This is a genomic window from Sphingobium aquiterrae (genome assembly GCF_037154135.1).
Taxonomy (GTDB): Bacteria; Pseudomonadota; Alphaproteobacteria; order Sphingomonadales; family Sphingomonadaceae; genus Sphingobium; species Sphingobium aquiterrae.
Genome location: NZ_JBANFL010000005.1, coordinates 191,180 through 216,733, shown reverse-complemented (window position 1 = coordinate 216,733; position 25,554 = coordinate 191,180). Strand labels below are relative to the sequence as shown.

The following is a 25,554-nucleotide window of genomic DNA, read 5'->3' as shown; positions in this document are numbered from 1 at the left end:
GATAGAGGGCACGACCATCAGAATTTGCTCCCGGCGGTCGGCTTGATCTCAAGTGTGATGCCTTCCTGGATCACGACGACGACCTCCTTCGCGGCGCCCACTTCAACGATGGGGCCGGCCTGCCGGGCGAGATCGAGGAAGAAGTCGGTGAGCTTGTCCGAGGATCGCGACAGGCCGCCTGCAATCCCGGCTTTGGCGGCATCTCCGGCATCGAAGCTGCGCACTGAGCCGAGGGCCGATGTCGAGACATTGCCTACGGTGTTCTCGACGGTCTGGGCGACGCCGGTGATGGTTCCGGCTATGAAGGTGCGAGCCAGCGCCGCTCCGGCGCGCGTCACAACCTTGCCAGAGAGGCCCTTTTTCCCGTCCGCATCGACGAAGAACCCCTTGACGGCCTGATCGACCACGGAACGTTCATCGAAGTCGACACAGGACAGTGACACGAGCTGTACCTCGACCCGCTCCTTGGCGAGGCTCCCGGTCGCATTGCCAATGACAAAGCAGCCGGAGAGATTGGCTTTCACGTCATTGGGGAGCACGGCGGGAGCCTGCACGCGGGCGATCAGTGGTTCGGGATTGCTGGTCGCGTCCCGGCTCGCCAGCGCGTCGATCCCGGTCAGAAGACGCGCCTTCATGAAACCAGGCGGCAAATAGATCGTCCGATTCTTTTTTTTCGAACCTCCCGCTTGATCGCCGGTCGCGACCGGACTGGTCGCGCCGCCGATCGCACCCACCGTCTTTTCAACCGGTGGTGCCGGAGGGGCAGGTGGAGCGGAGGGGGGAGCCGGAGGTGCGGAGGACGCAGACCCCATGTCGCCGCTCGTGGGCGGTTCAGGAAACCCGGGCACGTCACCTGGAAGCGCAGGCGGAAGATCCGGGTTCGTGGATTCACCGGAGGCGGATCGAGATCCCGCGCCGGGTACGATCTTGCCTTCCTCAATGGCGGTGACCCGGTCTCCCAGCAACGATTGGCCATCGAGAATCTTCTGCAGATCACCGCGAAGTTTCACCTCAAGGCTGTCGCCCCGGAGACCCGCGCCCATATCGAGTTTTGAAGCTGGTGGCGTGGCCGTTTGATCGGGCTTGTCACCGCTTGCGGTATATAGGCCAAGGCCCAGCACACCGATCGCACCCACGACTCCGACTTGCTTCAACCGAAGCTGATGGCGGGCGCCTAGCGCCGCCCAGCGTGCTTTGAAGTCAAGCAGCGCCGGGCCGCGATCGAGACCGGGAGCCTGCGGGCGAGTTGCCTGATAGCTTTCGAGATCGAGTTCGTCGCCGTGCTCATCGGAGCCGCGATCGCGGGGAGGGCCGCCCGCGCTCATTGCCCGGCTCCCCTGCGCACGACAATGAGTCGTGCAGTCTCGCCTGCAGCGAGATTGTTGCGATCCAGCGTGACGGCGAAGATATTTGTGCCGAGCGCGCTGTCTAGGAAGCTTCGCTCATCGAGGACGGCTTCACCGCCGACAGAAACCAGATATTCGGATGCTGAAAGTCCCGAACCATCTATCTCGACACGTCGACGTTCCTCGATCGCTGCGCCGGGTAGGCCGGTGAGCCGGATCGCAGTGGAACGTGGTGCAACCGTCGTGAAGCTTCCCGGTATCCGATCCTGGAGCATTGCGAGCGTAATCGAAACCGCACGTTCTTCTTCCACCAACGGACCAAGCAGTTCTTCGTTGGACCTAGCACGCTGGGGAGCACCCGGTTGCAACAAGACCGTTTGCGCGGGAATATCCGACGGTTCCGCATAAAGCGGATACACAGCGCCGTTGCAGGTGACAAAGAACTCAGACGGCGTCGTGACGAAGCTGCGCGTCACCATGCCGGAATCATCGATCTCGCGAACGAGGAACTTGATCCATGCGTCAGCGCCGGCGCGTTCGACAGCGATGGCCTTCTCCGCGCTGAACTTCACGTCCTCGATCTCGCCGCCAATGCAGACGACATGATTGATATCGCGGTTGGACAAACGGATCGTGCTGGTCTGGTCGGGCAGAGCGGCGACGGTCTGCGCTATTGCCGGTAGCGGCATCAGCGCAAGGCCGAGGACCAGCAGCCGCTTAACGGGGCTGGGCATCGAATTTTTCCTCTGTCAGGGCGGTGAGCCAGAAGCGGCCATTGTCGATCGCGTAACGAATCCGCAGATTGCCCCGGAACTTGCGGATCACGCCGCCGATGACCCGAACCTTCTCGACCGGCACGAGGATTTCGCGGTCGGTCCATGTCACGGGCTGATCGGGGCGGATGTAAGTCGCGATCGAGAGGGTTGGATTGTCGGCCAGCTCGTCGAGCAACCGATTGAGGCCATCCCTCAGGCTATTGTAGCTTGAGGGATGAACAATGCTCAGCAGTTCCTGGAACTGCCGATCGGCGGAATAAGCCGAATAGGTGCCCGAGAGCGAGACGATGTTGCGAGTGATCATTCTTAGATAGGCTTCGGACGGCCTGTTGCCCGTCACATAGAGATCACCACCCGCACCGAACGGCACAACTACGGTGCGCGTGTTCTGGTTGGAGGTGTAAATCACCATCCCGAGCACTGCGGTGATGCCAAACAAGCCGACCACGGCGAGTTTCAGCAGGCGGTTCTCTTCGAAGAGATTGCTGGCGCCCTGGACGTAGCGATGGATGCCGAAGCTGGCCGGTTTGCCGAGCAACGGATCTCGCGCGGGGGTATCGGGGGTTTTGCGTCCGAACATCGCTTGTTCTCACTCGAAAAAGCGGGTCTGCGTCGGACCCGGATATTTGGACCAGCGAACCAGCCCCCAACGCCAGGCCAGGTGCGGGATGAACCCACGCGGCTTGGTCCGAAGCCAGGGAATGAAAAGGAGAAGGGCCGCGATGAGCGCCCAGCCGAGCATCCCGCCGAGGATTACGGCGACGAAGATGGTCGACATCACCAGCACGAACTCGTCCGACCCAAACCAGAGGATTTGAACCGGCTTGTGCAGATATTGGGGTAGCCGTTCGTCCACGAACCCTTCTCCTCCTGCTTCAAGACCGCCCTGCGAAGCTGCGGTTGAACAACACAGGCAGTCTCGCCAGCACGCCGAAGCGCTCTGGCTTGTTGAGGTCCGCCATCCGTGTAATCGGACGGCGAACCAAACCGTCAGATCACCATCCCGAAAGTCTGGAGGATAGTGTCGGATTTGATCAGGCAGACCGCGGCAACGATGGTCGGGATGCCGACCATGACGTTGCTGAACAGGCGCGAGACGCCGAACAAGAACGCGGCAACGCCGCCGACGAAACCGAGCGGTCCCTTCACGCCTTTGTTCACGACGATGTCATAGATGTCGTAACCAAGGTCGCCGACCGCGGGCGCGGTGAAAGCGTGAGCGCCACCGCTCACCATCGCGGCGAAGGCCAGGGGAATGCCGATATTGGCGAAGGAAGCGGTTTGTCTTCCGAGTGTCTTCAACATGCACGTGCTCCAGTCAAAATGGGCCGCTCCGCAATATGCTGGCCGGCATCGATGGGGATCGCTGTCGGCCGACGGCGAGGCTGGACGGCCCGTTTCGGGTCTCGCCGTCGGCATTCCGGTGCGCGCGGTGCCGTCCTGCCATGCTGCAGGAGGACGGCCGCGAGCGTCCGCGATGGGAGAGTGAAGAACCATTCAGCGCGCGGCATCGGCGAGCGCCTTCCCGGTCTTCAGAAATTCTTCCAATTCGGCCTGCTGGAAGCCGGATATGATCTTTCCGCCCACGATCAGCGTAGGTGTGCCGGTGATGCCCGCCTTGCTCACGACACGCGCGTCCGCGTCGACCCTGGCTCGGCCTTCCGCGCAGCTGCGGAGCTCAACTGGAGCCGCTCCCGCGTAAACCGTCTTGAACGCAGCCTCCTTGTCAGGCGAACAGAGGATATGCTCGGCCTTGGCGGCAGCTTCCGGATGGATGCCCGAGACAAAGATGATCAGGCGGCGGACGGGCTTGCCCTCTGCTTCCTTCGCGGCCCAGAACCGGTCGAGCGCGCGGCAATAAGGGCAATCGGGATCGGTGAACTCGATCACCTGTGGGGCGTCAGCGGGGCCGATCGCCAAGGCCTTGCTGGTGTCGATCGCCGCCAGCTTCCGCTGCGCAGACCTATCCTGGGCAAGAGCGGTAATGTTTATGCCATTGCGATCATAAACCGCCGCGAAGAGCAGGTGCTCGCTCTCAGGCGCGTAATATATGATCCGGCCGCCGGCACTCGCCTGATAGATCGGGCCCTTGACCGGTGCCGGACCGAAATCCTCGAACTGCAGGTTAGTGAATGTCTGCCTCAACTCGTTCTCGGCTTCGCGAGCCGCGACGACAAGAGGATCAACTTGCTGCGCTGAGGCGGCACTCTGGAAGACCAGGATAAAAGGCAGGACGAGGGCGAATGCCCCCGGCTTAGCGACGCGCATGCGAACTCTCCTCTGTTGAAAGGGCCGGACGCAGGAACAGCCGCGCATCAAGATGCATGTCGGCGCCGATCCGGATGATTTTGGATGGGGTCGGCGGAACGGAGGCGCTTCCGGCTCCACCGGCGCCGGAAGCCCGGATGACAAAGCCGCTCATCGTCGGAACGATGGTCCGCTGACCTTCCAGGTTTAGCGGTGCGCTGCCGTCAGTTCCCGCCTGTGTGGATGTCGTGACCACGAGGGCGCAACAGGCAAGGGTCATCGCATTGGCAATCGGCGTCATGCACGACTCCATTCGGCGCATTGCGCCAGGTTTGAGAATTACTTGTGGACCCGAAGTAGAAGACCCGAATCGATCTGTGTTTTTCGGCTCGATGTCTGAGTGATTTGAAACAGAAGTAATTGCAACAGCAGTAGGAGTGGAACCGCACCGCTCACCGAAATGAGTTCTAAATGTACGAATTTAGTTGGTTACAGGCGCGGTTTTGCTCAAATCACCCGGTGTAGGCCATTGCCGGCGTCGCATTGTCAAAATAGTCGAAATCCGACGAAATGCACCAAAAGGATGGCTTCAGTGACAATGCGAAAGCAAATGAGCATTTCTCTGCCTTATCGGCAGTGAAGTGCCTCTAAATTCAACGCCATCTATTATTGCTAAATATCGGATGAATACCTTACGCCCTGCCTCAATTTATCATGTCAGGAGATTTTCCGAGGAGAGCGGAGCAATGTCATCAAATGAGAAATTCGCCCCCGTCGACCTGTCCCCTTTCAAGGTCATCAAAAAGATGGCCGGGGAGCGGGTCAGGCAGGAACGTAAACGTCGACAAGTCACGCAATCGGAACTTGCCCACGAGATGGGGTTTGGACCGCGATGGCTACGGGATGTAGAGGCCGGTGCTCCGGGTACGCGATTGGAAGATCATATCAGCGCAACCTTGCGGCTAGGGGACTCGATCGGACATATTATGTTCCCGGTCCTCTTTATGGCGCACGGCATCCGTTTTCCGCAGCACTTATATTACGAGGATATCAGGGGCCTCGAACGTAAGTGCATCGAATTGATCGTGGATTGGGCGGTCAATTCTCTGAAGCAGGATTTGCCGTCAGAATGGTGGCCTTCCAGTCACCATGACGAACGTTGATCAACTGGCATCCAAAAGGCATCAGGGCGCCTGTTTGTGCCAATTGGTGCCAAAACTGCAATCTTGGTCCTTCATCGCATTCATTCATAATGCTACACTGCCTAAGCTTCTTGATCGCCTTGCGCTGCCTTTGAGGTGGCGTTCCATGAATATAGCTAATCTGAACAGATATGACTGTTCGTTCCGGATCGATGATCGACGTTGTCTCGTCCCCGGCTTCCTTTGTACTGACGATCAGGTGCTAACAGCACAGTTCGCCTTCACTGTTGGCGCAACCAGGGAGTTCAGCCGTATGGCTGGGCAGGCGAACCAATGACAGGGCGAGAGAACAGCGGTGTTGACATGCCGGGCGAGCCTTCTGTGCGCCACAGTAGGCGGTTCTCCGACCAGTTGGTGGAGAAAACCCGGAAGCTTTTCCAGGAACGTACAACCAGGCAACTCACCAACGAGGATGCGCGTCAGATTCTGGAGAATCTGACGGGTTTCTTCCGGGTGCTCGGCGAATGGGACAGGGCACAAGAGAAGGCGTCTGCTGAGGAGCAGTTACCCGAAAATTCCCCGTACATCCCAACGAACGAGGAATGACGACCTGGCATCATGTCCCATCAAGAGGCAAGCCGACGGCCGCAGCGCCGGAGCGATTCACGCATAATCTGGACGGCGAGATTATCAGCGCGCAGACGGACCATGTGGCCCGTCAGCCGATCCATTGAGGCGGAAAACAAGGATGCTCTGCGGCAAGCCTTGTCGACCGAGGCGGATCCATCCTTTGAGGAACCCGCCGCCGCGATCCGCACTGTGGCCGCAAACTGGCGGCAAATAGCCGCAGGAAGCCCTATTGTGTGAAGAACGATGCCCTGTTGCGGATCAATAGTAGGTAGGGTGCATCGCTTCCGGATTGTGCCAAGACGTCTACTCGCCCGTTCCGCCTGAGGGCACTCGATGCGATCGTCCGGGCCGCATCGCCCTCCGGCCCTCCCACGACGCTTATCGCACATACCTTATCCGGCTCAGCGGAATAGGTGATGGTGACATAGCCGTTCGTCGTCGGCCGATGATAGGTGCTGAGGTCGCGCCGGCGCTGGAACAGTCCGCCCTCAGCATGAAGGGCGCGGAACCCTGTGACCGGGGCATTGCGCGTCTGGCTGTCCGCGATGCCGCGTTCCGCGAGCGCGTCGGCATCGTCCCGCATTCCCGGTGGGACTGAGAGCCGCCATGCGCAGAAGCGCGCCGCCTCGCCAATCGCATCGGCAACTGGCACCGGCGTCAGCAGCACGCCCGGCTTGGCCTCCAGGGCAAAGATCGCCGCCAGCGGTTGTTCGTTCGTCCCTGGACGTTCGAGCCAGGAGATCGTGGCATGTTGGGGCGCTTCGCCTTGCTGATTGCGCCGCAATCTCCGGATTTCGCTGCCGCGCCGCCGTTCCTCGCGTTCCAGAAGCCAGCCTCGTTCCCTCAGCAAGGACAGCAGCACCGCCCGATCCGATGCGCCGGCATTCGTCGCGGCGAATCTGCAATCGAAGCGGCGCGCCTGCGTTGCGGCAATGAGCCGGCCCTGAGAAACCGACCGCTCGAACTTGCGCATATCGGCCCAGTTTCTCATGAGGTAGGCGGACGCCCCCTCGATGGGCGGTGTGTTCCAGTTGAAGCTGGCGACACGCTCCGGGTCGTCGCTGCCCATCAGGTAAGGCTCGCATACGGACTGGACCATGATGCCAAGCCCTTCGACAAGCGTGGTCGGGCCGGGCGGCGGCAACTGGGCAGGGGGACGATAGTGCGCTGGCCGCCCATAGGAATAATTGAGCGCGCCCTGATAGTCGGGCACCTTTCGCACCGATTCTGCCGGCGTCAGCGTCAGCCGCAGCGGGGTCTGCTGTTCCACCCACACCCGGTCGCCCCTTTGCGCCACGGAAATGCGCTGCCGGACGGTCGGATCGCCGGCCAAGGCCGCACCCAGCGCCTCCATCCGCTCGGCGCCGCCATATAGCTGAATTGTGCAGCGCCGGTCTCCCTGAAGGAAGGCGGTAGTCTTTGACCCGTCCCGCAGCCGAGGCGTCGAAAAGTGATAGATGGTCGGCACCGGAGCGTAGAATTCCAGTTCCGACAGGTGTGATTCACTTCCGAAACTCACATCGCCCGCACGGTCGCGGAGGACGTTGATGCCTGGATTACGATCTTGCGTGACCCACCAGTTACATAGCTTCCGCGCGCCGGCCAGTGCCGCCACGCCATCGGTCAGTTCCGGCACGCTCCGGGGTTTCGGCCAATCGAAGCGGCCGGCAAGGACATGCACCTCGACCGCCGGACCGACGATCTTCGGATCGCGCGGTGCTGCGACCACGATTGTCACGGGAAGGCCATCGCGGCGGCGGTTCCCCTCGAATATTCGATAGTTCAGCATATAGCCGCCCATACCGTCCTGGGGCATGAAGCTCGCCAGTGCCGGTCGCGCGCGGATCGCACCCGCCGCATCTTCCAGGGTTGTGGCCTTTCCGACCACCCAGCAATGCGCGGACAGGGGTTGGTGGAACGCCTCCACCTCTGGACCCGTTACCGCGCAGCTTTTGTAGGTGCATGGTCCCTGACTGCTCGCACCGCCATATTCGACCATACCGTCGCGCCATGGCAGACTGCCGTCCGGGTTGTAAGGTCGCCAGACAAATCCCCAATCCAGACGGTCGATCGAAATAGGCTTCGGTTCCTTTGGCGCAACAAGCCGTTCCAGGCAGATGTCGCTCACCAATCGCGCCAGCAATCGGGGTTCGGTTTCGATCTTCGGCACAGCGGCCGTTCGCATCAGTTGGCCGCCGGTGGAGAACGAGCCGTGCACCGGAACCGGATAGTCGAGCGGGGCCATGTAATGCTGTGCCGAGGCGGGCGAAAAGGCCGGTGCCCAAGCACAACAGATGAAGCCTGCCAGGAACATCGCGCGGAGCCTTCGCCGTGTCCTGACGCACCGGACGACCGAACCAGACCGGCGGCTGGTGGCCATCGAGCCTTCGCCTAGCGGCACTGGAGTTGCACCTGCGTTGCGCGCAATTCGTGACCGATTTCCCTGGTCCACTCGATGAGTCCTCTATGCTCGGGCGGGAGAAGATGAATTCTCACCTCGACCGGCGACGCGGCATCATCGGTGTAGGCGAGAAGTGAATGATAGACTTGGGCATCGGCTCGATGATGCAGCATTTCGTCACCGGTCGCCGGATCACGGTGGCCTGCCGCATAGCGAACGCGCGCGGCGACGGTGACCGCCCCGCCTTCACAGGAGACGGACTCCACGCCGATGGCCGTGAGGTCGTTGCGATCGTCTTCGCCGGTGAAGGCGATCGCTGCGGAACGGCCTGGCTTGAGCTTGAACGCGGTCATCCAGAACGCTCCGCCGATAGCGACCGCCGCTCGTGCTTGATCTGGATAGTCCTCCGGCATCAGGCATGGCCACCTTTTGGCCTCGGTGCATTGGGGCAGAATGGTATCGTCCAACGGAGTGCCTCGCGGCCAGGGTTCGTGAACGCCGGGAGGAAGGCCGATTCCTCCGAAAAGGCTGTCCCCACGCGCATAGCGCAGGAGAGGTTTCCAATCCCTGTCGGACTTGAGCTGGATCGCGCCTTCCTTACGTCGGTGTCCTGGCTCGCTTGGGATGGAGAGCGAGGTTGGCGCTTCGATGAGGTGAAGCGTGATTGGCGGTCGCATCGTGGATTGAGGACTTGGCTGCTTTTCGTCCACTTTCAGCGCAAGCGGCTGCCTGGCCGCTGGGGCACGGACATCATGTTTGTTGGAGACCACCGACTGAGCATGTCCGCCAGTCGCGAGCATTGCCAATATCATCGCTGGTGCAATTGCCAGCGTCAGTTGTGTCATCGCATGCAATCCAATTGGAACAATGAACGGAGGGGAGCGGTGTGAACCGCCCCCCACCGTGTGTCGCATTTGAAGCCTATGCGGCGAGATTGCGGTGCCGATCCAGCGCGCGCGCTTGCCATGTCGGCGCGGAGACGTTCGTCTCTGAGCCTTCGCTAGCCTGACGGCGCCAAACAGCGGGTGCGGCGCCGGCGTCACCCCGGAACGCCGCCATCGCCTGGTGGAACCGCTGACGCTCGGCTATTGTCGGCGCTTCCATGCGTCGATCCAATGCCTGTTCTTCATCAGTCGCGCCGATTGTGATCCCGGCTGCATGCGCGACACCTGGGCGACGATGGTCGCTGGCACGCCACCAGCCCGATGCGCCATCATGTCCCAGTGTTGGCAGCGCATCGCTCCAAAGGGTTTCGACCTCCTGATCGGCGAGAAGCTGTGCCGCCCGGTCGGCCTCCGTTGCAGGCACATCGGCGCCGGTCTCCACCTGGCCGGCAGCGATCGGATCGGTAGCCATCCTGCCGCCGGTGCTGATTGGTCTTGGCCGCTGCGGCTCAGTCAAGGCGGGGACATCGGTGACATTCTTCAACCCGGCGGAACCGAACTGGCCGGGGTGGATCGCAGGCGTTGAATTTTCGCTCGCAGTCTCGGGTTTGGTTCCGGACGCCTCTTCGGACCTATTGCGCACCGCAGCGGGTTCGAGATCAGCAAAGCGGGATGGTCGTGAACTGCTTGAACCTGTCCCTGTCACTTCGGATTGCATCGTTGCCGAACGTAGCGCCATCGTCATCGCGCCAGCGGGTGCCGCGATGGTTTGATCGGTGAACTGAAGATACTCGACTTGATAGACACGATCGGTCATTGCTGACCCGGTAAGAAAAACATCGGTGTATGCACCATTCGCATCCGTTCCGGTCGTGAGCGTGAACATCGACCGGGCTTGCAGATAAACTGCGGTATCTGTTCCGGTTCCCCCAAAGATCGTATCCGAACCGGCATTTCCGGTCAGCACATCATTGCCTGCGCCGCCGATGAGTGTGTCATTTCCAGCCCCGCCGTCGATAATGTCGTTGCCCTCATAGCCATCGATGGTGTTAGCAAGGCTGTTGCCGGTCAGCGTATCGGCATAGAGTGTGCCGGTCAGATCCTCGACATTGACGAAGACGTCGCCGGTCGCATCGCCAGTGCTTCCGACGCTGGACGCCAGGCTGGCCTTCACCCCGGCGCTGGAATACTCGTAGCTGACGGCGTCGATCCCGCCGGCGCCATCGACCGTATCCACGCCACCGAACAGGATGAAGATGTTCCTGGCAGAGCTGCCAGTCAGGTTATCGCCATAGTTCGAACCGAACACATGTTCGATATTGAGATAAGTATCGCCTGCGGCATATCCGCCACTGGCGGCTCCCGTTGCGAGATTGAGCGTGACCTTCGCATTGGACCAGCCAAGATCGACAATGTCACCAAAGCTGGTATCGACGCCGCCGTCAAAGCGCTCCGCACCCGCTCCGACCACCAGCAGGTCCGAACCGTTGCCGCCGGTCCAGGCCATAGCGGTCGTCGTGCCACGGAAATTGTCGTCATAGGCCGAACCGATGATGCTCTCGATGCCGTAAAGTTGGTCGCCTTCGGCATGACCACCGGTGTTGACCAAAGTTGTGAGGTCGATCGAGATCGAGGCATTCGATGCCGCGTAGGTTACCGTGTCGGTGCCATCGTCGCCAACCAGTATGTCCGCACCGAGACCTCCGGCAAGCGTGTCGTCGCCGTCGAACCCTTCGAGGATGTTGGCAAGCGTGTTCCCGGTGAGCACGTCGTTGAACCGGGTGCCGTTGACGTTCTCGATCCCGGTAAGCACGTCGCCCTGCGCTTCGCCGCCGGACTGAGCAGTTGCCAAGGCCAAGTTGACGTTCACGCCAGCCGTCCCAGTCGCGTAGTAGTGGGCGGTGTCGGTTCCAGCGCCACCGTTCAACTGATCGGCTCCGGCGCCACCGGCGAGGATGTCATTTCCGTTTCCGCCGCTCAGTATGTCATTGCCACGGCCGCCAAAGATCAGATTGTCGGCTGCCGAGCCGGTAATCGTGTCGTTGCCGTCACCGCCGAATGCATCGACAACACTGGTCGAGGTGGCGGCAAGCAGCAGCGCTTTGCCGGCGATGGTGCTGGTCGTACCGGGGTTGAGGTTGATTACCGAGTTGGTGGAAACGGCTGATGCGTTGATCGCATCATAGCCCCCGGAAGCCGTCAGTGTCGCCCGTGTGCCCGTGCCAAGCGTGGCGAACTCGTCTGTATAAACAAAGACCTCGTCTGCTTCGTTGGCCTTGCCAGTTAGGGTCACTGTCCAGCTCTTGAGCGTGCCGGTTTGGCCCGTGACCGCGTCCCTGACTTCAAGCGTCCAGTTTCCTGCCGCCGCTTCCCCGCGCGATAGCGTGGTCATGAGCGTATAGTCGAGGTTGGTCGCACCGTCGCCACGATCGGCCGCGTCGGTGCTGCCGGGCGTCTTGCCTGGACGGTCGATCAGTACCGAGCGCGTGCCGGTCGGGGAGATCAGTGTGACGACGAGATCGCCGATCTGCTGGTGATCGAGGGTCAGCCGGACCTCGGCATGTTCGACGGCAAAGGTGCCGGAGGCCGGAATGGTCAGGGTGCGGGTGAGCACGCCGTTGTCGACGAGCGCTGCATTGAGCGTACCGCTCGAAGCGGTGCGCGTCTGAAGGTCGAAGGTCGAGGGATTGCTGTCGGTCACAACATGCGTCGTCGCCCAGCTTTCGGCAAGCCGCACTGCCGCCCGCGCATCGACCTCGCCGAAGCCATAATCGTGACTGATGTGCATGGCGCCGCCGTTCCAGTTCTTGGCACCGTTGTAGGCCCAGCCGGTGTTGGCGACATCGACGCGCTTCGCCGACAAGGCCAGGATGTCCTGGACATCGCGGTAGCCGAGCGTGGGATTGGCTTCGAGCATCAGCGCCACCACACCCGAGACGATCGGCGTGGCGAACGAGGTGCCCTGTGCGGTTTCGAAATCGCTTCCGAATGCGGAGCCGTTCGGATTCTCCACGAGCCGCCCGGTCGAGCTGATGTTGGAGCCGGGTGCCGAGACCAGAATCGCGGCGCCTGGGCTGCTGAACGGTGCGGAACCGATCACCAGGGCGCCGAGGTCGCCCTGGTGATTGATAGCGCCGACAGCGATCGAGTAGCGCGAGTTGGTGACATTGCCGTCATTGGCGTTGCCGCCGTCCGCGCGGCTGTTGCCGGCAGCGAAGACGTTGACCGTGCCGAGACCTCCGCGACCCAGAGCGGCGGTATCACGGAAAGCCTGACCAAAGGCGGTGTCGACCAGGAAGTTGGAGCCGAAGCGATTGGAGAACCCCCAGCTGTTGTTGACCACATCATAGTTGCGCCACAGCAGGATGTTCCTGAAGTCGCCCGTTCCGGATTGGGGAAGCGAGACCGAGTGCAGGGTCGCGCCGTGGGCGACGCCGACACCGCCCACGCCATTCTTCTCGGCGCCGATCACGCCAGCGACGAGTGTTGCATGGGTTGAGGCTTCGCGAGCACCGCCAGACCCATCCTCGCGCCATGCCGCGCCGAAATTGCCGTCAAGGTCGATATGGGCGACATCGAAATTGCCCGGCTCGCTCACCGCGATATCGATGCCTGTGCCGCTATATTCTTTCCAGACCTTCAGGAGGTCTATCTCGCTGACATACCATTGGTCGCGCAGTAGTGGGTCCAGCGGCATCGTGGGCGTGCGCAGGAACACGGTGCCCTTGGCTTCCGCCGTGCCCGCCCCGGGATTGCCGATCACGCCGATCAGCGCGCCAGCATTGTTCTGCGCGTCCTTGATCTTGTATTGGAACGACATGATGCCGGATCCAGCAGTCGGCGTGAAGATGATGTTGGTGCCGCTGAGCGCGACGGTGCCACCAACCGGATTAAGCACCGAGGTGATGCTGAGTACGCCTCCCTGGAGGTCGACGTCGTTGGCGAGCAGTGCGGAGGCTGCGATCGTGTAAGGGCCGGCTGCTGCGACGTTGATGAGGTCGTTGGCGGGCAGCGGGTTGGGCATGGCCAAATCCACATCTTTGAGGTTGCGGAAGTTGAGCCGCTCGATGCTGTCGAGCCGATCGGTGCCATCGGGACTTCCCACCCGCCGATCGGTGATGATCCACTCCGTGCCCGATTTCACGAAGCTATAATCTTGCATGTCGCCGGAGAAGTCGGCGGTGTCGATGCCATCGCCGCCCGATAGCGCATCGTCGCCCGCGCCCCCGGAGAGAAGGTCGTTACCATCCGAGCCGATCAGCACGTCCTGATCATCGCCGCCATAAATCATATCATCGCCCTGACCGCCACGAAGCAAGTCCTGGCCCCGATGGCCACGGATGAGATCGTCGCCAGCCATGCCTTCGATAAGGTCGTCACCATCCTCACCGGAGAGAACGTCGTCAGCGCCGCCGCCGTAGATAAAGTCGGCGCCCTTGCCGCCGGCGATGAAAACGTTGCTGTTGCCGCCGCCGATCAGGATGTCGGAAGCCGAAGAGCCGATTGCTGTTTCAATGGCCGACTGGGTCAGGTTGAGCACGACGCCGTTGGTTCCCACTGCCTGGGCAATGTCGAAACCAGGACCGCCAAAGACGACCAGGTCATCAGCATCGAATAGAAGGAAGTCATTTCCGCCGGCACCGCGTAACCTATCGGCACCCTTTCCGCCAATGATCCAGTTGTCATTGGCATCGCCGGTGATCGTGTCCGCGCCGTCCCCGCCATAAACATGTCGGAAGCCCTCGGGGTTCGATGCCAGCAAACTGACGTTCAGTGCGGATGATCCGGCAATCAACGCCTTGACATCAGCCGAACCTTCGAAAGACTGGAAGCTCGCCTTGAAATCGCTGCCCAGCGCTTCGATGATCGTACCGAAGGGATCGGTGACGAACTCGACCGAGAGCGCCTCGCGGCGCGTCCCGTTTGACAGGATAACGTCATGGCGAGCTAGCACGTCCGCGCCGCCCTGGATCAGGCCGATCGTTGAAGTCTTGGTGAGATCAAAACCGCTGATGCCCAGGCTGGCGAAGGTTTTCAGTTCGCCAGCGTCCGTTTCCCCGTTCTCGTTCGCATCCTGCCAGATGCGAAACGACGCGAACTGCGTGTCGGCCGAGGTGAACTTGCCGTCCGCATTGCTGTCGAGCGTGCGCAGCACATCCACCGCCGCGGCACCGTTTGGCGTCCGGCCATTATAGTAGTCGGACATGATCTCGGTGATGCTGTCGATCCGCCCGTTGCCGTTAATGTCGCGTACCAGGAAACCGTCATCACCCTTCAGCCAGCCAGTGCGCTCCTTGTAAGCGTCGCTGTCCACATTGAAGAGCACGTTGATCGCATCAAACGGCCGCAGCTCAACGCCGTCGCCGTCGAGATCGACCACGAATGGGTCAATATTGAGGTAGTTATGGTTGAAGCCCGAAAGAAGATTGACGGCAGAGTTTGTCGATGAAGGCAGCAGTCCGCGGGTGAGGATATTCTCATTGCCGATGTAGAGATTCGTGTCCGGCGCGAGTTGCTGTCCACCCGGCCTCCAGGCGTCACCGGCAATCAGCGACGGACCGACGTTCACTAATCCATCGCCATTGAGAACGCCCGGGTTCATTGTGACCCGGTAGGTTCCAGACCCATAGAGAAGACCATTGAGCCAAGGTGTTGCGCCCTCGTTCACAATTGGCTCGCTGCCGGGTGCGCCACTTTGAGGGGTATTGATGATGTTGATACGGTCATCCACAACGGAGCCCGTGGCAGCGCCAAGGGGATTCGGAATAGTGGAAGTGGCAGTAGTATAAGCGGAATCTAGAAAAAGCCCACCTTGTCCCAGCGGAACCTGCGCAGGTGCTATCGGCTCAACGGTGTTGCTGATCAACTCGTTTGTAGCCTGAGAGTAGACCATAATTCTGACGCGACCGGCGGCTAAATCGGCAGGGCTGGTGGGTCCTTTCTCCACACGAACAAGCCCGAGGGTTCCAGCATTTACGTCCTCTACGATCCCTGCACTGTTGAATGCCGTTGTTTGTGCCGGATCGAATTTCAGGCCATATCCGTTGCCGAATATACTTTGCTGGAGGGGATTAATGTTTTCGTTTTCGAACCCAAGCACTGTCACGCTGATTGTGGAGCCTGGGTTTCGGATGATATTGTAGGCTTGGTTGAGGAACTGTGTCGCCGCGTTGATATTCGCTGCAGTGCCGTTGAGGCTGCCGAAATTCTGGCCGTAGGGGCTTGAGACATTGACAAGCTGCCGCGTTCCATCGACGTCCTGATGATACTCGCGTTCGATGATCTGGCCCGTGTTGGTCCGAGTCTGGATGCCGATATTGCCGTTGGAGTGTGCCTGAACCCCTGCCAGCGTGGTCGAGGCGGTGCCGACCTCGGTCGCATACCAAGGCGAGGTTGCCGGTGTCCAACGACCCTCGCGGGCAAGGGGATTGATCGGCGCCCACTGGGGCGCAACCCGCTCCATGATCTCGCCGGCCCAGGTGGTGAACAGTTCGCGAAAGATCGTGACGTCATCCTTTAGATCTTGCACCGTCGCGTATTTAACGGGATTGAGGACCTCATCATTGAGTAGGTCGAAAACGTTGGAGAACATCACGTCTTCAGCCAGATAGGCAAAAGTTGCCGTGAGCGAGACGACGGCCTTCAACTTATCCTTCGCCGACATATCGAGGAATCGCGGGCCAAACCGTTCCAGTTCGTCCAAGCCCATGAGCGGAAACAGGACGTCGCCAGACCATTGGGCATCATTAGGGTCAAGATTGAGGACTTGCGCAATCGCATGCGCATCGTGATCAGCAATCGGGTCGAGTTCCGTATAGAACTGATTGCGATCGAGGATGCTTGAGATCACTGCCGCGCCGACGCTGTCGGAGGCGAGGTCCATCTCCTGCTGCGTGATCCAATTCCCCTGCAGAGTGGGATCGAGATAGTTCAGAAGCCCCTGAACGCGCGTGTAGGTCCGGATGATGGCAGAGGTGATGCCATTACCCTCATTGGCCTGTTCGGCGCCGAGGAACCATAGGCGCACCGACGGATCGACCGAGCCTTCGGTAACACGCGATTCCAGCATCGCCGCAATTGCCTCATAGGCACCGGCATAGTCATTTGCCGGATGGGTCGGGTCATTATAATTTGGAACATAGCTTAGAATTGTTGCGCGTTCCGCGGGTGTCAAAGTGATGCTCATTGCCTATCTCCAAAATCAGTGGTTGATGATGGACGGCGAGCATCTTCAATGATTATTCTCATGTCTCTGAGAATGTCTCGCCATCTAAATAAGTATCGTGTTGGAAAAATAAAATGAATGTCCAAACCATTTTCGAGTAACCAACCTTCACATGTCGTGCCATCACTGTAGCTCAATCCCGTTTCCCAACATGAGAAAAGCAGATTGTCATCTGTATTGTAGGGAAGGTACATTCGAGTGCCGACAACCTTGTCGTTTCGTCTATGTCGGGACTCGTAGCGCACGAGTCCGTTATCCAGTGGGGTAACCCTGTAATTGCCGCTCTTCAGGGACGTCGACATGAAGAGCGCGCGCCGTCCCATGCCGGTGCCTTTATCGACCACTGCCCAGACGCAATCGTCCTGTTGGTTCTTTATGCAGTCCGATGGAACGGGTTCATTTGCCCCCAGATCGAATACCACATTGAAGGCATTATTCACGACCGGAGGATCACGGAGAAACTTGGATCGCGGCCAGAAAGTCTTATCCCCAATACGCAATTCGGCCCGTTCGTGGTTGAAGTGCTTTTGTCCTTCCCCGCAGGAGGAAAGAAGCACGAGGCTGGCTGACAGGATTGCCCAGCCGCATTTCGTGAGCCTGCTGATCATTGCTCACCTCGGCTTTGCCGACGGACCGCCACACGTGGAAGACGTTCGACGAGATCGTGAGCTTGTTCCACGATCGCGCGCCAATGCACCAATTCGTCTCGACGAAAGACATAGATCAGCCGGAAATCGGCATTTAAGCTTTCTCCTTGGCAGCCCGCCTTGCCTTGGCCGATTTCGCCCGCCCAACATCGGAACACGGATCCGTCGACATCTGGATGAGATTGGTAGGTTGCGACACCGTTCGTGCTTCCCAGGAACGCGAGATCGCTTGGCATCGGCGGGTCCGATCGATTGCTCGCGACCATCGCTGGACGGCCAGACTGGCGGAGTTGGTCAAACTCGCTTCGTTGTGCACGTGACACGACGCGAACCTGAATGCACTCCCAGTTAGGATCTTCGGAACATTCGGCGGGCTGCGGCTCCTTGTCCCCAAGTTTAAAGACAAGAACCAGTTCCGCAGCACTCTGGCCATCGATGGTATCGACCCACTTGCGTTCCGGACTGAATGTAAAGCCGCCAACCCGCTTCTCTAGGATGGCACCGCCGCCAGATTGGGATTGCGAGCCACATGCGGATCCAAGAGCGGCCACGAGAAGGGCGAGAAGGGCGAGAAGGGCGAGAAGGCTAGGCTTCACCTTTCCCTCCCCGCTTCGGCCACGGCCCTTGCGACCGGCGACCAAAGGAAATCAATCACACGCCGGCGATCGGTGACGATCTCTGCTGTAGCCGCCATGCCAGGCGAGAGCGGCGCGGGTCGCCCGTCGATCTGGAGTGCGGTTCGCGCGAGCTTCACACGTGCCGGGAACACCAATCCGCGCCGCTCGTCGACGATCGCATCGGCGGAGATATTCTCCAGCTGGCCTTTGATCGTGCCGTAACGGGTGAACGGATAGGCTTCGAGCTTGACCACCACCGGATCGCCCCGCTTGACGAATCCGGCGTCCTTGTTGAGCACCAAAGCTTCGACGATCAGTTCGTCGCCACCCGGCACGATCGTCACCAGCGGCTTGCCGGCTTCGGCGACCTCGCCAATGGTCGTCACAGAGATTTCGTTGATCACGCCTGAGACCGGCGCGACCATGCGCTGCAATGCCTGGCGCTGATCGGCCTTGCGCACCGTTTCGGAACGGGTGGCGAACACAGATTCCGCTTCGGCCTTTTCCTTTGCTGCTTGCGCCCGGAACTCTTCGGCGGCCTGCGCCAGATCGCGGTCGAGTGCTGCGATCTGGGCACGCGCCTCGCTCTGCCGCGCAAGCTCGACCCGGTAATCGCGCCGCATGCCGATCACTTTCTCTTCGACTTCCAGTACCCTAAGTTTGGGGGCGTACCCCTTTGCTTCGAGCGTGCGCAGTGCCGTCAGCCTGCTCTCGGCGAGCGGCAGCGTCTCGTGAAGCTTGGCCGCCTGCTGCGCTGCCATCTCGGCATTGGCAATGGCGCCGGCGCGCTTCTCGATGAGGGACGCGCGGCGCGCCTCATATTCGCGGATGCGGGCCTCGACCGCCTGGCGCTCGGCTGCTGCCGCAAGGGGATCGACACCTGATTTGGGATTGAACACTGGCGGCAAGCCGGCAGCATAGGCAAGCAGCGCGCCCGATCTCGCACGGGTAAGCGTGGCGGCGGCAAGTTCGCTGCGGGCGCTGCCCGCGTCCGCGTCGGCATAGGTCGGATCGAGATCGATTAGCAACTGTCCGGCCTTGACCCGCTGGCCTTCGCGAACATGGATGGCGCGGATCACGCCGGATTCGGCTGCTTCGACCGATTGCAAGCGAGCGCGGGGGACGATGCGGCCTTCAGCGACCGCCACCACGTCGAGCATCGACAGGCAAGCCCAAAGCAGCGCCAGCAAGGCGGCGGCAACGATCGTCCAAAGGATCGTTCGGCCAAACGGCGACGGCGGGGTCTCGGTCGCCTCAAGGGCAGCGGGCAAGAAGTCGGTTTCGATCGGCCGGCGGCAATGGGCTTGCCGACGCTCGGTCTCAGCCTGCCAAGCGCGCGCGATCATGCCAAGCTGTGCGGCCATCGCCATCACGCCGCTCCCTGCATCTGCGCGCGCCAGAGCGCGGCGTAGCGCCCGCCTGCGGCGATCAGGCTGTCATGTGTCCCTTGCTCGGTGACCGCGCCTGCCTCGATCGTGACAATCCGGCTCGCCATGCGGATCGCGGACAAGCGGTGTGCAATGATCATCACCGTCCGGCCCCGCGCGATTGAGCGCATATTGTGGTGGATGATCGCCTCGCTCTCGGCGTCGAGCGCCGAGGTTGCCTCGTCGAGGATCAGGATGCGCGGATTGGTGACGAGCGCGCGAGCGATGGCGATGCGTTGGCGCTGGCCACCCGAGAGATTGGCGCCACGCTCGTCGATCTGCGTATCATAGCCTTCGGGCAGCTCCAGGATGAACTCGTGCGCGCCCGCCAGCGTCGCCGCCGCCATCACCGCTTCCATCGGGAGGGCAGGATTGGCGAGCGCGATATTCTCGCGCACCGACCGGTTGAACAGCAGATTCTCCTGAAGCACGACACCGATCTGCCGCCTCAACCAGGAGGGATCGACCAGCGACAGATCGACCCCATCGACGAGCACGCGTCCGCTCTCGGGCACATAGAGCCGCTGCACCAGCTTGGTCAGGGTCGACTTGCCCGAGCCGGAGGGGCCGACGATGCCGATCACCTCGCCGGGCGTGATCGAGAGGCTCACCCGGCGCAGCACCTCGCGCCCACCAGGGCGATAGCGGAAGGTCACGTCGTCGAACGCGATTTCGCCCCTGATCTGGGGGAGTGCCGAACGGGAGGGCGAGAAGGCCGCCTCGGCGGGCGTGTTGAGGATGTCGCCCAGCCGGGCCACGCCGACGCGCGCTTCCTGGAACTGCTGCCACAGACCCGCCAGTCGAAGCACGGGCTCGGCAACACGGCCCGCGAGCATATTGAAGGCGACGAGGCTCCCGACTGTCAACTCGCCCGCAATCGCAAGACGGGCGCCTACGTAGAGGATCAGCGCCATTGACAGCTTGTTGACGAGCTGGATGGCGTGATTGCCGATGATGTTGATCCGCGCCGCCTTGAACCCGGCCCCGACATAGGCGGCAAGCAGCTTTTCCCAGCGGCTTTGCATCTGCGGTTCGACCGCCGCCGCCTTCAAGGTCTGGACGCCGGTGACGCTCTCGACCAGGAACGACTGGCTTTCCGCGCCACGCCGGAACCGCTCCTCGATCCGCTGCCGCAGCGTCGGGGTGATCGCCACGCAGACGGCGATGTAGAAAACGATCGTCACCAGCACGATCAGGAACAGCCAGGGCGAATAGAACCACATCACCGCAAGGAAAACGAAGGTAAATAGGAGATCGATGCCCAGCGTCATCGCCGACGAGGTCAGGAACTCCCGGATCGTATCCAGTTCGCGCACGCGTGCGACCGTGTCGCCAACCCGGCGCTGTTCGAAATAGGCAAGCGGCAGCCCGAGCGTATGGCGATAGAGCCGCGCGCCCAGCTCGACATCGACCCGGCTCGTCGTGTGCGTGAACAGCCAGGCGCGCAGACCGCCAAGGAACGTCTCGAAGAGGATCAGGCCACCAAGCGCGATGCCCAGCACATCAAGCGTGGTGAGGCCCTGATGGACCAGCACTTTGTCGATCACCACCTGGAAGATCAGCGGCGTCGCCAGCGCGAACAGTTGCAGCACGAAGGTGGCGGCGAGCACCTCGCCGAGCAGCCCGCGATAGCGCATCAGCGCCGGCACGAACCAGGACAGGTCGAACGTGCCTTCGCCGCCGGCATCGACGCGCGTGGTGATCAGCACGACCTCGCCGCTCCACAGCGGCGCAAGCTCATCTTGCGCGCAGGCGACCGGTGCCTGTCCCGGCCATTGGATCAGGAAGCGGTCGTCCCGCGTTGCGCCGATGACGGCATAGCGGCCATCGGTGGCGCGCATGATCGCAGGGAGCGGCGCATCGGCGAGCCGGGCCAACTCGATCCGGGCGATCCGCGCCTTGGCGCCGAGCTTGCGTGCGAGTCGCACGAGGTCTTGATTGTCGGCAGGGGCGCCTTTGCCTAACGCATGGTGCAGTTGCGCCGGATCCGCTGCGATCTGGTGGACGCCCAAAATGAGGGCCAGCGTCGCCAGACCGGAATCGCCGGCAGGTTCGCTATCGCTGGACGGATCGCCTCTGGCAACTTCCATCACACACCCCGCTTGGACAGCACAAAGCGATCCCACGCGGAAAACTCGCGTGAATAATCGTTGCCCAGTTTTAGATATAGAAGCAATTATCGCATCCACCTTCGGCGAAACGAATCGGATGCGCGCGATTTATTGATCTGTAGAGATTTCTATATTAACTTGATAATATCGACAACAGGATTCATTTTCACATAAACGCAATAGTATTTGATTTTAAAAATCACTTATATGACTTGTCACCATTTTGGATATTTTAGATTAACTATTCAAGATGCGTCTTATTGTTACTTGTTTGTGACAAAAATTTACCCCGACCGAGGCAATGGTTCACCTCCTATAGAGTGGACACTTCGGCGCGCTTTTTTGGCAAGCCCATTGAAGAATATCGACACCGTCAGTGGCCCTCGATCACGCCGGATTGAAGGCGGCACGAGCGATCGCTCGGCGGATTACGAGCCGCCCTCGATAGTGCAACGCGTCAGCTTCGTGCCTCTTATGGCATCATGCCGTCCACGCCATCACGTCATTTTCGAGATATCGGCGGAGGAGGGGGCATTGCGATGCGAGCCATCCACTGCGCCGTCTTGGAGCGTTGCCCATGCGGTCTCTAATGGAGCCAGCCGCAAACTTGCTATTGACCTTAATCATCCAGCGTATGACTGTGCGAAACTCGCGACGGCAATGCGCCATAGATGGCAGTTCGTGACTGCTGACTCGCGCTTCCTCGACAAGGTTCGCCAATCCTCGCCTGCGGCTGCGCAATCGATTCTTTCCTTGAAGGAAGTGGCAGGCGGGAGCGGAGAACGGCATTAGCCGGCACAACGGAGTATCGATATGGCGCGAGCAGTTCGAACGAAAACGAAGCAGAAAGCGCAGGAGGTTCAAACTCCCAAGGCCGTGGTCTATGCGCGCGTGTCTTCACGCGAACAGGAGCGCGAGGGTTTCTCGATACCTGCCCAGTTGAAATTGCTTCGCGAGCACGCCGAGGCCAGCGGATTTACCGTAGCGGCCGAATATGTGGACGTGGAGACGGCTAAGCAAAGCGGACGGACCAATTTCGACGAGATGATCCGCTACCTTCGCAAGCATAAAACCATCCAGACGATTATGGTCGAAAAGACCGATCGCCTCTACCGCAATCTCAAGGATTGGGTGACAATCGACGAGCTTGATGTCGAAATCCATCTTGTGAAAGAGGGTATCGCGCTCTCCCGGGAATCCCGGTCTTCTGAAAAGTTCATGCACGGCATCAAGGTGCTGATGGCTAAGAACTACATCGACAATCTGTCCGAGGAAGTCCGCAAGGGCATGTTGGAGAAGGCAGAGCAGGGTCTTTGGCCGAGTGCTGCGCCATTCGGATATCAGAATCTAATGGGTCAAGATGGCAAAAAGCGGATCGTCATCGACCCCGATCAGGGTCCGATCATCAGGCGATTGTTTGAGTGGTATGCAACTGGAAGCTACTCATTGAAGGAGATCGGCGCTCTCGCTCGGCAGGAAGGTCTTGCCTACCGCAAGAGCCAGCGCCCAGTGCCAATCAGCACCGTGCATAAGATTCTTCGGAGCCGCCTCTATGCCGGAGAGTTCGAATGGCTAGGCAAGGTCTACCAAGGAAGCCATGAACCGGTCATCTCGAAAGATCTGTGGTACTGTGTGCAGGACATTCTGGATGGACGGAACAAGAAAACCCGCAACGCTAAAACCGGCGGTGGTGTCCGTGAATTTGCTTTTACCGGCCTAATTAGCTGTGGCCACTGCGGCTGCGCTGTGACGGCCGAGATCAAGAAGGGCAAATATATATATTACCACTGCACCGGCTTCCGGGGAAAATGTCCCGAGAAATTCGTGCGTGAAGAGGTTCTTGAGGAGCAGTTTGCCGTACTGATGGCCAAGCTACGTTTCGACGAGAATGTTTACGATATTATCGTCGAAGCGCTGAAGGACAGCTTCGAGGTTGAGCGGCACGACCATGATGAGGCGATGACGCACCTTCATGCAGAGAGCGAGCGCCTTCGGAAGCGCCTGGAAGCTGTCTACGTCGATAAGCTGGATGGCACTGTCACTGACGATTTTTATCGCCGCATGGCTTTGCAATGGCGCGACGAGCTCGATCGCTGCCAGCGCGATCTCGTCCGGCATCAAGAGGCCAGCAATAACTACATGGATGAAGGGGTGGCCCTGCTGAAGCTAGCGCGCAAAGCGCTCGGATTGTTCGAGGGTTCTAATGGAATTGAGAAACGTCGGTTGCTCAATTTCGTACTATCGAACTGCACTTGGAAGCATGGCGAGCTGAGTGCCGAGTACCGTCAACCATTTGATATGCTTGCAAATACCGTAAATGAAACCGACCCATCCCAAGGGGGCAGCGGCACCGCTACCCCCTTAAATGAGATTTGGTCGGGGAGAGAGGATTCGAACCTCCGGCCCCTGCCTCCCGAAGACAGTGCTCTACCAGGCTGAGCTACTCCCCGACCGAGCCGGAATCGCAAGGTTGCGTTCCGGCAGGCAGGCGGCGGTCTATAGAGTCGGGTTCAGGATGTTGCAAGCGACCTTCCAGGCTTTTTTGCCGGGCTTTTTGCATCGCACCTTTTTTGCCCGTGCGGGGCCTTACATCAAACCGTTCGCGCGGAAGCTGTAATGCCGGTCCCCGGCCCAGATCACATGGTCGATCAGCTTCAGCCGCAGCGGCCGCAGCATGGCGCAGAGCGATCGGGTGACGACGATGTCGGACATGCTGGGGCTGGGATCGCCCGAGGGATGATTATGCTGGAGGATCAGGAAACGCGCGCCGAATACCAGCATATCGCCCATCACCAGGCTCCAGTCCGGTGACACGCCATCTTCCTTGCCGGCGAAGCGGCGGGAGCCGATGGGCATGAAGTCGCCATCGAAATAGAGTGTCGTGGCATCCTCATGGGTGCTTTTGCGCCAGGAGTGATCGAGGCATGCCATGCGCCAAATCTGGCCATGTTCGCCCGATTCAGGCCAGCCAAGGCCGCTCCATTTCGGCGATACCATGCGGAAAAATCAATCGAATATGGAATGAGTTTCGCGGTGCGCCGCCATATTTGGATCGGGCGGTCGCCTCCGCTACAGCATGGACACGCAGATTCGCATTCGGGGACAGGCCGGTTTCGCCATGGCGCATTATGAACAGCAATATCTGGACCTTATGCGCCGCATCTGGCGCGAAGGCGACGAACGGATCGACCGCACCGGCGTCGGCACCCGCTCCATATTGGGCGCAACGATGCGATTCGATCTGGCGGACGACCATGTGCCGCTGCTCACCACCAAGCGCGTCTACTGGAAGGTCGCCGCGCGCGAGATGCTGTGGTTCCTGAGCGGAGACACCAATATCCGCGCGCTGGTGGCGCAGGGCGTGCATATCTGGACCGATTGGCCGCTCGACGCCTATCGCCGCGCGACCGGCGAGGCGATCGACCGCGACGCCTTCGAGGCGCGGATCGTCGCGGACGAAGCCTTTGCCGCGCAATGGGGCAATCTGGGCCCCGTCTATGGTGCGCAATGGACCAACTGGCCGCATTACGAGCAGGTCGAGGGCGACTTGTATCGTCGGGCGCCGCGCGGGCACAACCAGATCGCGGAGCTGGTGGCGGGCATCCGTACCAATCCCGGTTCGCGGCGCCTGCTGTTCACCGGCTGGAATGTGGATGAGCTGGCGGGCATGGCGCTGCCGCCCTGCCACATGACCTATCAGTTCCACGTCGCCGATGGCCGGCTGTCGGGCATGTTGTTCCAGCGCAGCTGCGACCTGGGGCTGGGCTTTGCCTTCAACATCTTCGGGCTGGCGCTGCTGACCCGGATGCTGGCCCAGCAATGCGACCTGCGGCCGGGCGAGATCGTGTGGAGCGGCGGCGACGTCCACCTCTACCTCAATCATGCCGAACTGGTGGAAGCGCAGATCGAGCGTGCGCCCGGCGGCGCGCCCCGGCTGCTCATCAACCGTCGGCCGGCCAGCATGTTCGACTATCGGATCGAGGATTTCGACGTTGTCGACTATGCGCCGCAGGGCCATATCGCGGCGCCCGTCGCGGTCTGAAAAAGCTTCTCTTATATGGGTATTCGTCGCGTGGGACCGCATAAGAGATCCCGCGCGCT

19 protein-coding genes, 1 tRNA gene and 1 pseudogene are annotated in these 25,554 nt (G+C 60.5%); 4 read left to right on the top strand and 17 right to left on the bottom strand.

What is annotated here, in order from left to right; all coding sequences use genetic code 11:
* Positions 1–17: 17 nt before the first annotated feature.
* The 7 genes from WFP78_RS07510 to WFP78_RS07480 form a co-directional block, all read right to left on the bottom strand.
* Positions 18–1,325 carry a TraB/VirB10 family protein gene (locus WFP78_RS07510; RefSeq protein WP_275489381.1) on the bottom strand — a complete coding sequence of 436 codons (1,308 nt, stop codon included), beginning with the start codon at positions 1,323–1,325 and terminating at the stop codon, positions 18–20.
* Positions 1,322–2,080, bottom strand: coding sequence for a type-F conjugative transfer system secretin TraK (locus tag WFP78_RS07505; RefSeq protein ID WP_004211687.1), 759 nt, complete (start codon positions 2,078–2,080; stop codon positions 1,322–1,324). The genes WFP78_RS07510 and WFP78_RS07505 overlap by 4 nt, the downstream gene beginning before the upstream one ends.
* Positions 2,064–2,702 (bottom strand): TraE/TraK family type IV conjugative transfer system protein, encoded by a 639-nt coding sequence (locus WFP78_RS07500; RefSeq protein ID WP_275489382.1) that lies wholly within the window; start codon positions 2,700–2,702, stop codon positions 2,064–2,066. Before WFP78_RS07500 ends, WFP78_RS07505 begins: the two co-directional genes overlap by 17 nt.
* Before the next feature lie 9 nt (positions 2,703–2,711).
* Entirely contained in the window at positions 2,712–2,978 is a 267-nt protein-coding gene (locus tag WFP78_RS07495) for a type IV conjugative transfer system protein TraL (RefSeq protein ID WP_004211689.1), read from the bottom strand.
* Positions 2,979–3,112: 134 nt separating this feature from the next.
* Positions 3,113–3,427 (bottom strand): hypothetical protein, encoded by a 315-nt coding sequence (locus tag WFP78_RS07490; protein WP_004211690.1) that lies wholly within the window; start codon positions 3,425–3,427, stop codon positions 3,113–3,115.
* 192 nt (positions 3,428–3,619) lie between these two features.
* On the bottom strand, positions 3,620–4,390 hold the full coding sequence (locus tag WFP78_RS07485; protein WP_275489383.1) for a DsbC family protein: 771 nt from the start codon (positions 4,388–4,390) through the stop codon (positions 3,620–3,622).
* Positions 4,377–4,670, bottom strand: a complete 294-nt coding sequence (locus WFP78_RS07480; RefSeq protein ID WP_275489384.1) for a hypothetical protein — start codon at positions 4,668–4,670, stop codon at positions 4,377–4,379. Before WFP78_RS07480 ends, WFP78_RS07485 begins: the two co-directional genes overlap by 14 nt.
* Before the next feature lie 445 nt (positions 4,671–5,115).
* Here WFP78_RS07480 and WFP78_RS07475 point away from each other — a divergent pair, with 445 nt between their 5' ends.
* Positions 5,116–5,532, top strand: a complete 417-nt coding sequence (locus WFP78_RS07475; protein ID WP_275489385.1) for a helix-turn-helix domain-containing protein — start codon at positions 5,116–5,118, stop codon at positions 5,530–5,532.
* A 312-nt stretch (positions 5,533–5,844) separates the two neighbouring features.
* A complete protein-coding gene (locus WFP78_RS07470; RefSeq protein WP_275489386.1) occupies positions 5,845–6,117 on the top strand; it encodes a hypothetical protein in 273 nt (90 codons plus the stop codon).
* A gap of 250 nt (positions 6,118–6,367) precedes the next feature.
* Here the strand turns inward: WFP78_RS07470 and WFP78_RS07465 are convergent, their stop codons facing one another.
* The 7 genes from WFP78_RS07465 to WFP78_RS07435 all read right to left on the bottom strand — a co-directional run bounded on the left by WFP78_RS07465 (position 6,368) and on the right by WFP78_RS07435 (position 21,432).
* Positions 6,368–8,455: a hypothetical protein gene (locus WFP78_RS07465; RefSeq protein ID WP_275489387.1), complete on the bottom strand. Its 2,088-nt coding sequence runs from the start codon at positions 8,453–8,455 to the stop codon at positions 6,368–6,370.
* Positions 8,456–8,532: 77 nt separating this feature from the next.
* Positions 8,533–9,387, bottom strand: coding sequence for a hypothetical protein (locus WFP78_RS07460; RefSeq protein WP_275489388.1), 855 nt, complete (start codon positions 9,385–9,387; stop codon positions 8,533–8,535).
* 76 nt (positions 9,388–9,463) lie between these two features.
* A complete protein-coding gene (locus WFP78_RS07455; protein WP_336960283.1) occupies positions 9,464–16,612 on the bottom strand; it encodes a S8 family serine peptidase in 7,149 nt (2,382 codons plus the stop codon).
* Complete coding sequence (locus WFP78_RS07450; protein ID WP_275489390.1) at positions 16,609–17,259, bottom strand: hypothetical protein; 651 nt, start codon at positions 17,257–17,259, stop codon at positions 16,609–16,611. Before WFP78_RS07450 ends, WFP78_RS07455 begins: the two co-directional genes overlap by 4 nt.
* The gene (locus tag WFP78_RS07445) at positions 17,256–17,894 is read right to left on the bottom strand and encodes a hypothetical protein (RefSeq protein WP_275489391.1); all 639 of its coding nucleotides are present in this window, start codon (positions 17,892–17,894) and stop codon (positions 17,256–17,258) included. The genes WFP78_RS07450 and WFP78_RS07445 overlap by 4 nt, the downstream gene beginning before the upstream one ends.
* Entirely contained in the window at positions 17,891–19,285 is a 1,395-nt protein-coding gene (locus WFP78_RS07440) for an HlyD family type I secretion periplasmic adaptor subunit (protein ID WP_275489392.1), read from the bottom strand. Before WFP78_RS07440 ends, WFP78_RS07445 begins: the two co-directional genes overlap by 4 nt.
* Positions 19,285–21,432: a type I secretion system permease/ATPase gene (locus WFP78_RS07435; protein ID WP_275489393.1), complete on the bottom strand. Its 2,148-nt coding sequence runs from the start codon at positions 21,430–21,432 to the stop codon at positions 19,285–19,287. Before WFP78_RS07435 ends, WFP78_RS07440 begins: the two co-directional genes overlap by 1 nt.
* 834 nt (positions 21,433–22,266) lie before the next feature.
* Between WFP78_RS07435 and WFP78_RS23380 the strand changes: the two are divergent.
* Positions 22,267–23,295: pseudogene (locus WFP78_RS23380) on the top strand (recombinase family protein); the annotation flags it as partial.
* Positions 23,296–23,325: 30 nt separating this feature from the next.
* Here WFP78_RS23380 and WFP78_RS07425 read toward each other — a convergent pair.
* The 3 genes from WFP78_RS07425 to WFP78_RS07415 form a co-directional block, all read right to left on the bottom strand.
* Positions 23,326–23,571, bottom strand: a complete 246-nt coding sequence (locus WFP78_RS07425; RefSeq protein WP_336960276.1) for a hypothetical protein — start codon at positions 23,569–23,571, stop codon at positions 23,326–23,328.
* 255 nt (positions 23,572–23,826) lie between these two features.
* Positions 23,827–23,903 (bottom strand) — tRNA-Pro (locus tag WFP78_RS07420).
* Positions 23,904–24,039: 136 nt separating this feature from the next.
* Positions 24,040–24,450 (bottom strand): JAB domain-containing protein, encoded by a 411-nt coding sequence (locus tag WFP78_RS07415; RefSeq protein ID WP_336960274.1) that lies wholly within the window; start codon positions 24,448–24,450, stop codon positions 24,040–24,042.
* Between the two features lie 79 nt (positions 24,451–24,529).
* Here WFP78_RS07415 and thyA point away from each other — a divergent pair, with 79 nt between their 5' ends.
* Positions 24,530–25,495: a thymidylate synthase gene (gene thyA, locus WFP78_RS07410; protein ID WP_419722931.1), complete on the top strand. Its 966-nt coding sequence runs from the start codon at positions 24,530–24,532 to the stop codon at positions 25,493–25,495.
* Positions 25,496–25,554: the final 59 nt, after the last annotated feature.

What these genes read in the sequence shown, in the direction of transcription:
- thyA (WP_419722931.1), top strand. Translation starts at nt 24,530, where the DNA reads ATGGACACGCAGATTCGCATTCGGGGACAGGCCGGTTTCGCCATGGCG.
- WFP78_RS07455 (WP_336960283.1), bottom strand. Translation starts at nt 16,612, where the DNA reads ATGAGCATCACTTTGACACCCGCGGAACGCGCAACAATTCTAAGCTAT.
- WFP78_RS07440 (WP_275489392.1), bottom strand. Translation starts at nt 19,285, where the DNA reads ATGGCGATGGCCGCACAGCTTGGCATGATCGCGCGCGCTTGGCAGGCT.
- WFP78_RS07480 (WP_275489384.1), bottom strand. Translation starts at nt 4,670, where the DNA reads ATGACGCCGATTGCCAATGCGATGACCCTTGCCTGTTGCGCCCTCGTG.
- WFP78_RS07485 (WP_275489383.1), bottom strand. Translation starts at nt 4,390, where the DNA reads ATGCGCGTCGCTAAGCCGGGGGCATTCGCCCTCGTCCTGCCTTTTATC.
- WFP78_RS07505 (WP_004211687.1), bottom strand. Translation starts at nt 2,080, where the DNA reads ATGCCCAGCCCCGTTAAGCGGCTGCTGGTCCTCGGCCTTGCGCTGATG.
- WFP78_RS07435 (WP_275489393.1), bottom strand. Translation starts at nt 21,432, where the DNA reads ATGGAAGTTGCCAGAGGCGATCCGTCCAGCGATAGCGAACCTGCCGGC.
- WFP78_RS07500 (WP_275489382.1), bottom strand. Translation starts at nt 2,702, where the DNA reads ATGTTCGGACGCAAAACCCCCGATACCCCCGCGCGAGATCCGTTGCTC.
- WFP78_RS07415 (WP_336960274.1), bottom strand. Translation starts at nt 24,450, where the DNA reads ATGGTATCGCCGAAATGGAGCGGCCTTGGCTGGCCTGAATCGGGCGAA.
- WFP78_RS07425 (WP_336960276.1), bottom strand. Translation starts at nt 23,571, where the DNA reads ATGCCGGACGAGATCGCGCTGGCAGCGATCGAGCTCGTCGCGCCATTG.
- WFP78_RS07490 (WP_004211690.1), bottom strand. Translation starts at nt 3,427, where the DNA reads ATGTTGAAGACACTCGGAAGACAAACCGCTTCCTTCGCCAATATCGGC.
- WFP78_RS07460 (WP_275489388.1), bottom strand. Translation starts at nt 9,387, where the DNA reads ATGACACAACTGACGCTGGCAATTGCACCAGCGATGATATTGGCAATG.
- WFP78_RS07475 (WP_275489385.1), top strand. Translation starts at nt 5,116, where the DNA reads ATGTCATCAAATGAGAAATTCGCCCCCGTCGACCTGTCCCCTTTCAAG.
- WFP78_RS07465 (WP_275489387.1), bottom strand. Translation starts at nt 8,455, where the DNA reads ATGTTCCTGGCAGGCTTCATCTGTTGTGCTTGGGCACCGGCCTTTTCG.
- WFP78_RS07470 (WP_275489386.1), top strand. Translation starts at nt 5,845, where the DNA reads ATGACAGGGCGAGAGAACAGCGGTGTTGACATGCCGGGCGAGCCTTCT.
- WFP78_RS07510 (WP_275489381.1), bottom strand. Translation starts at nt 1,325, where the DNA reads ATGAGCGCGGGCGGCCCTCCCCGCGATCGCGGCTCCGATGAGCACGGC.
- WFP78_RS07450 (WP_275489390.1), bottom strand. Translation starts at nt 17,259, where the DNA reads ATGATCAGCAGGCTCACGAAATGCGGCTGGGCAATCCTGTCAGCCAGC.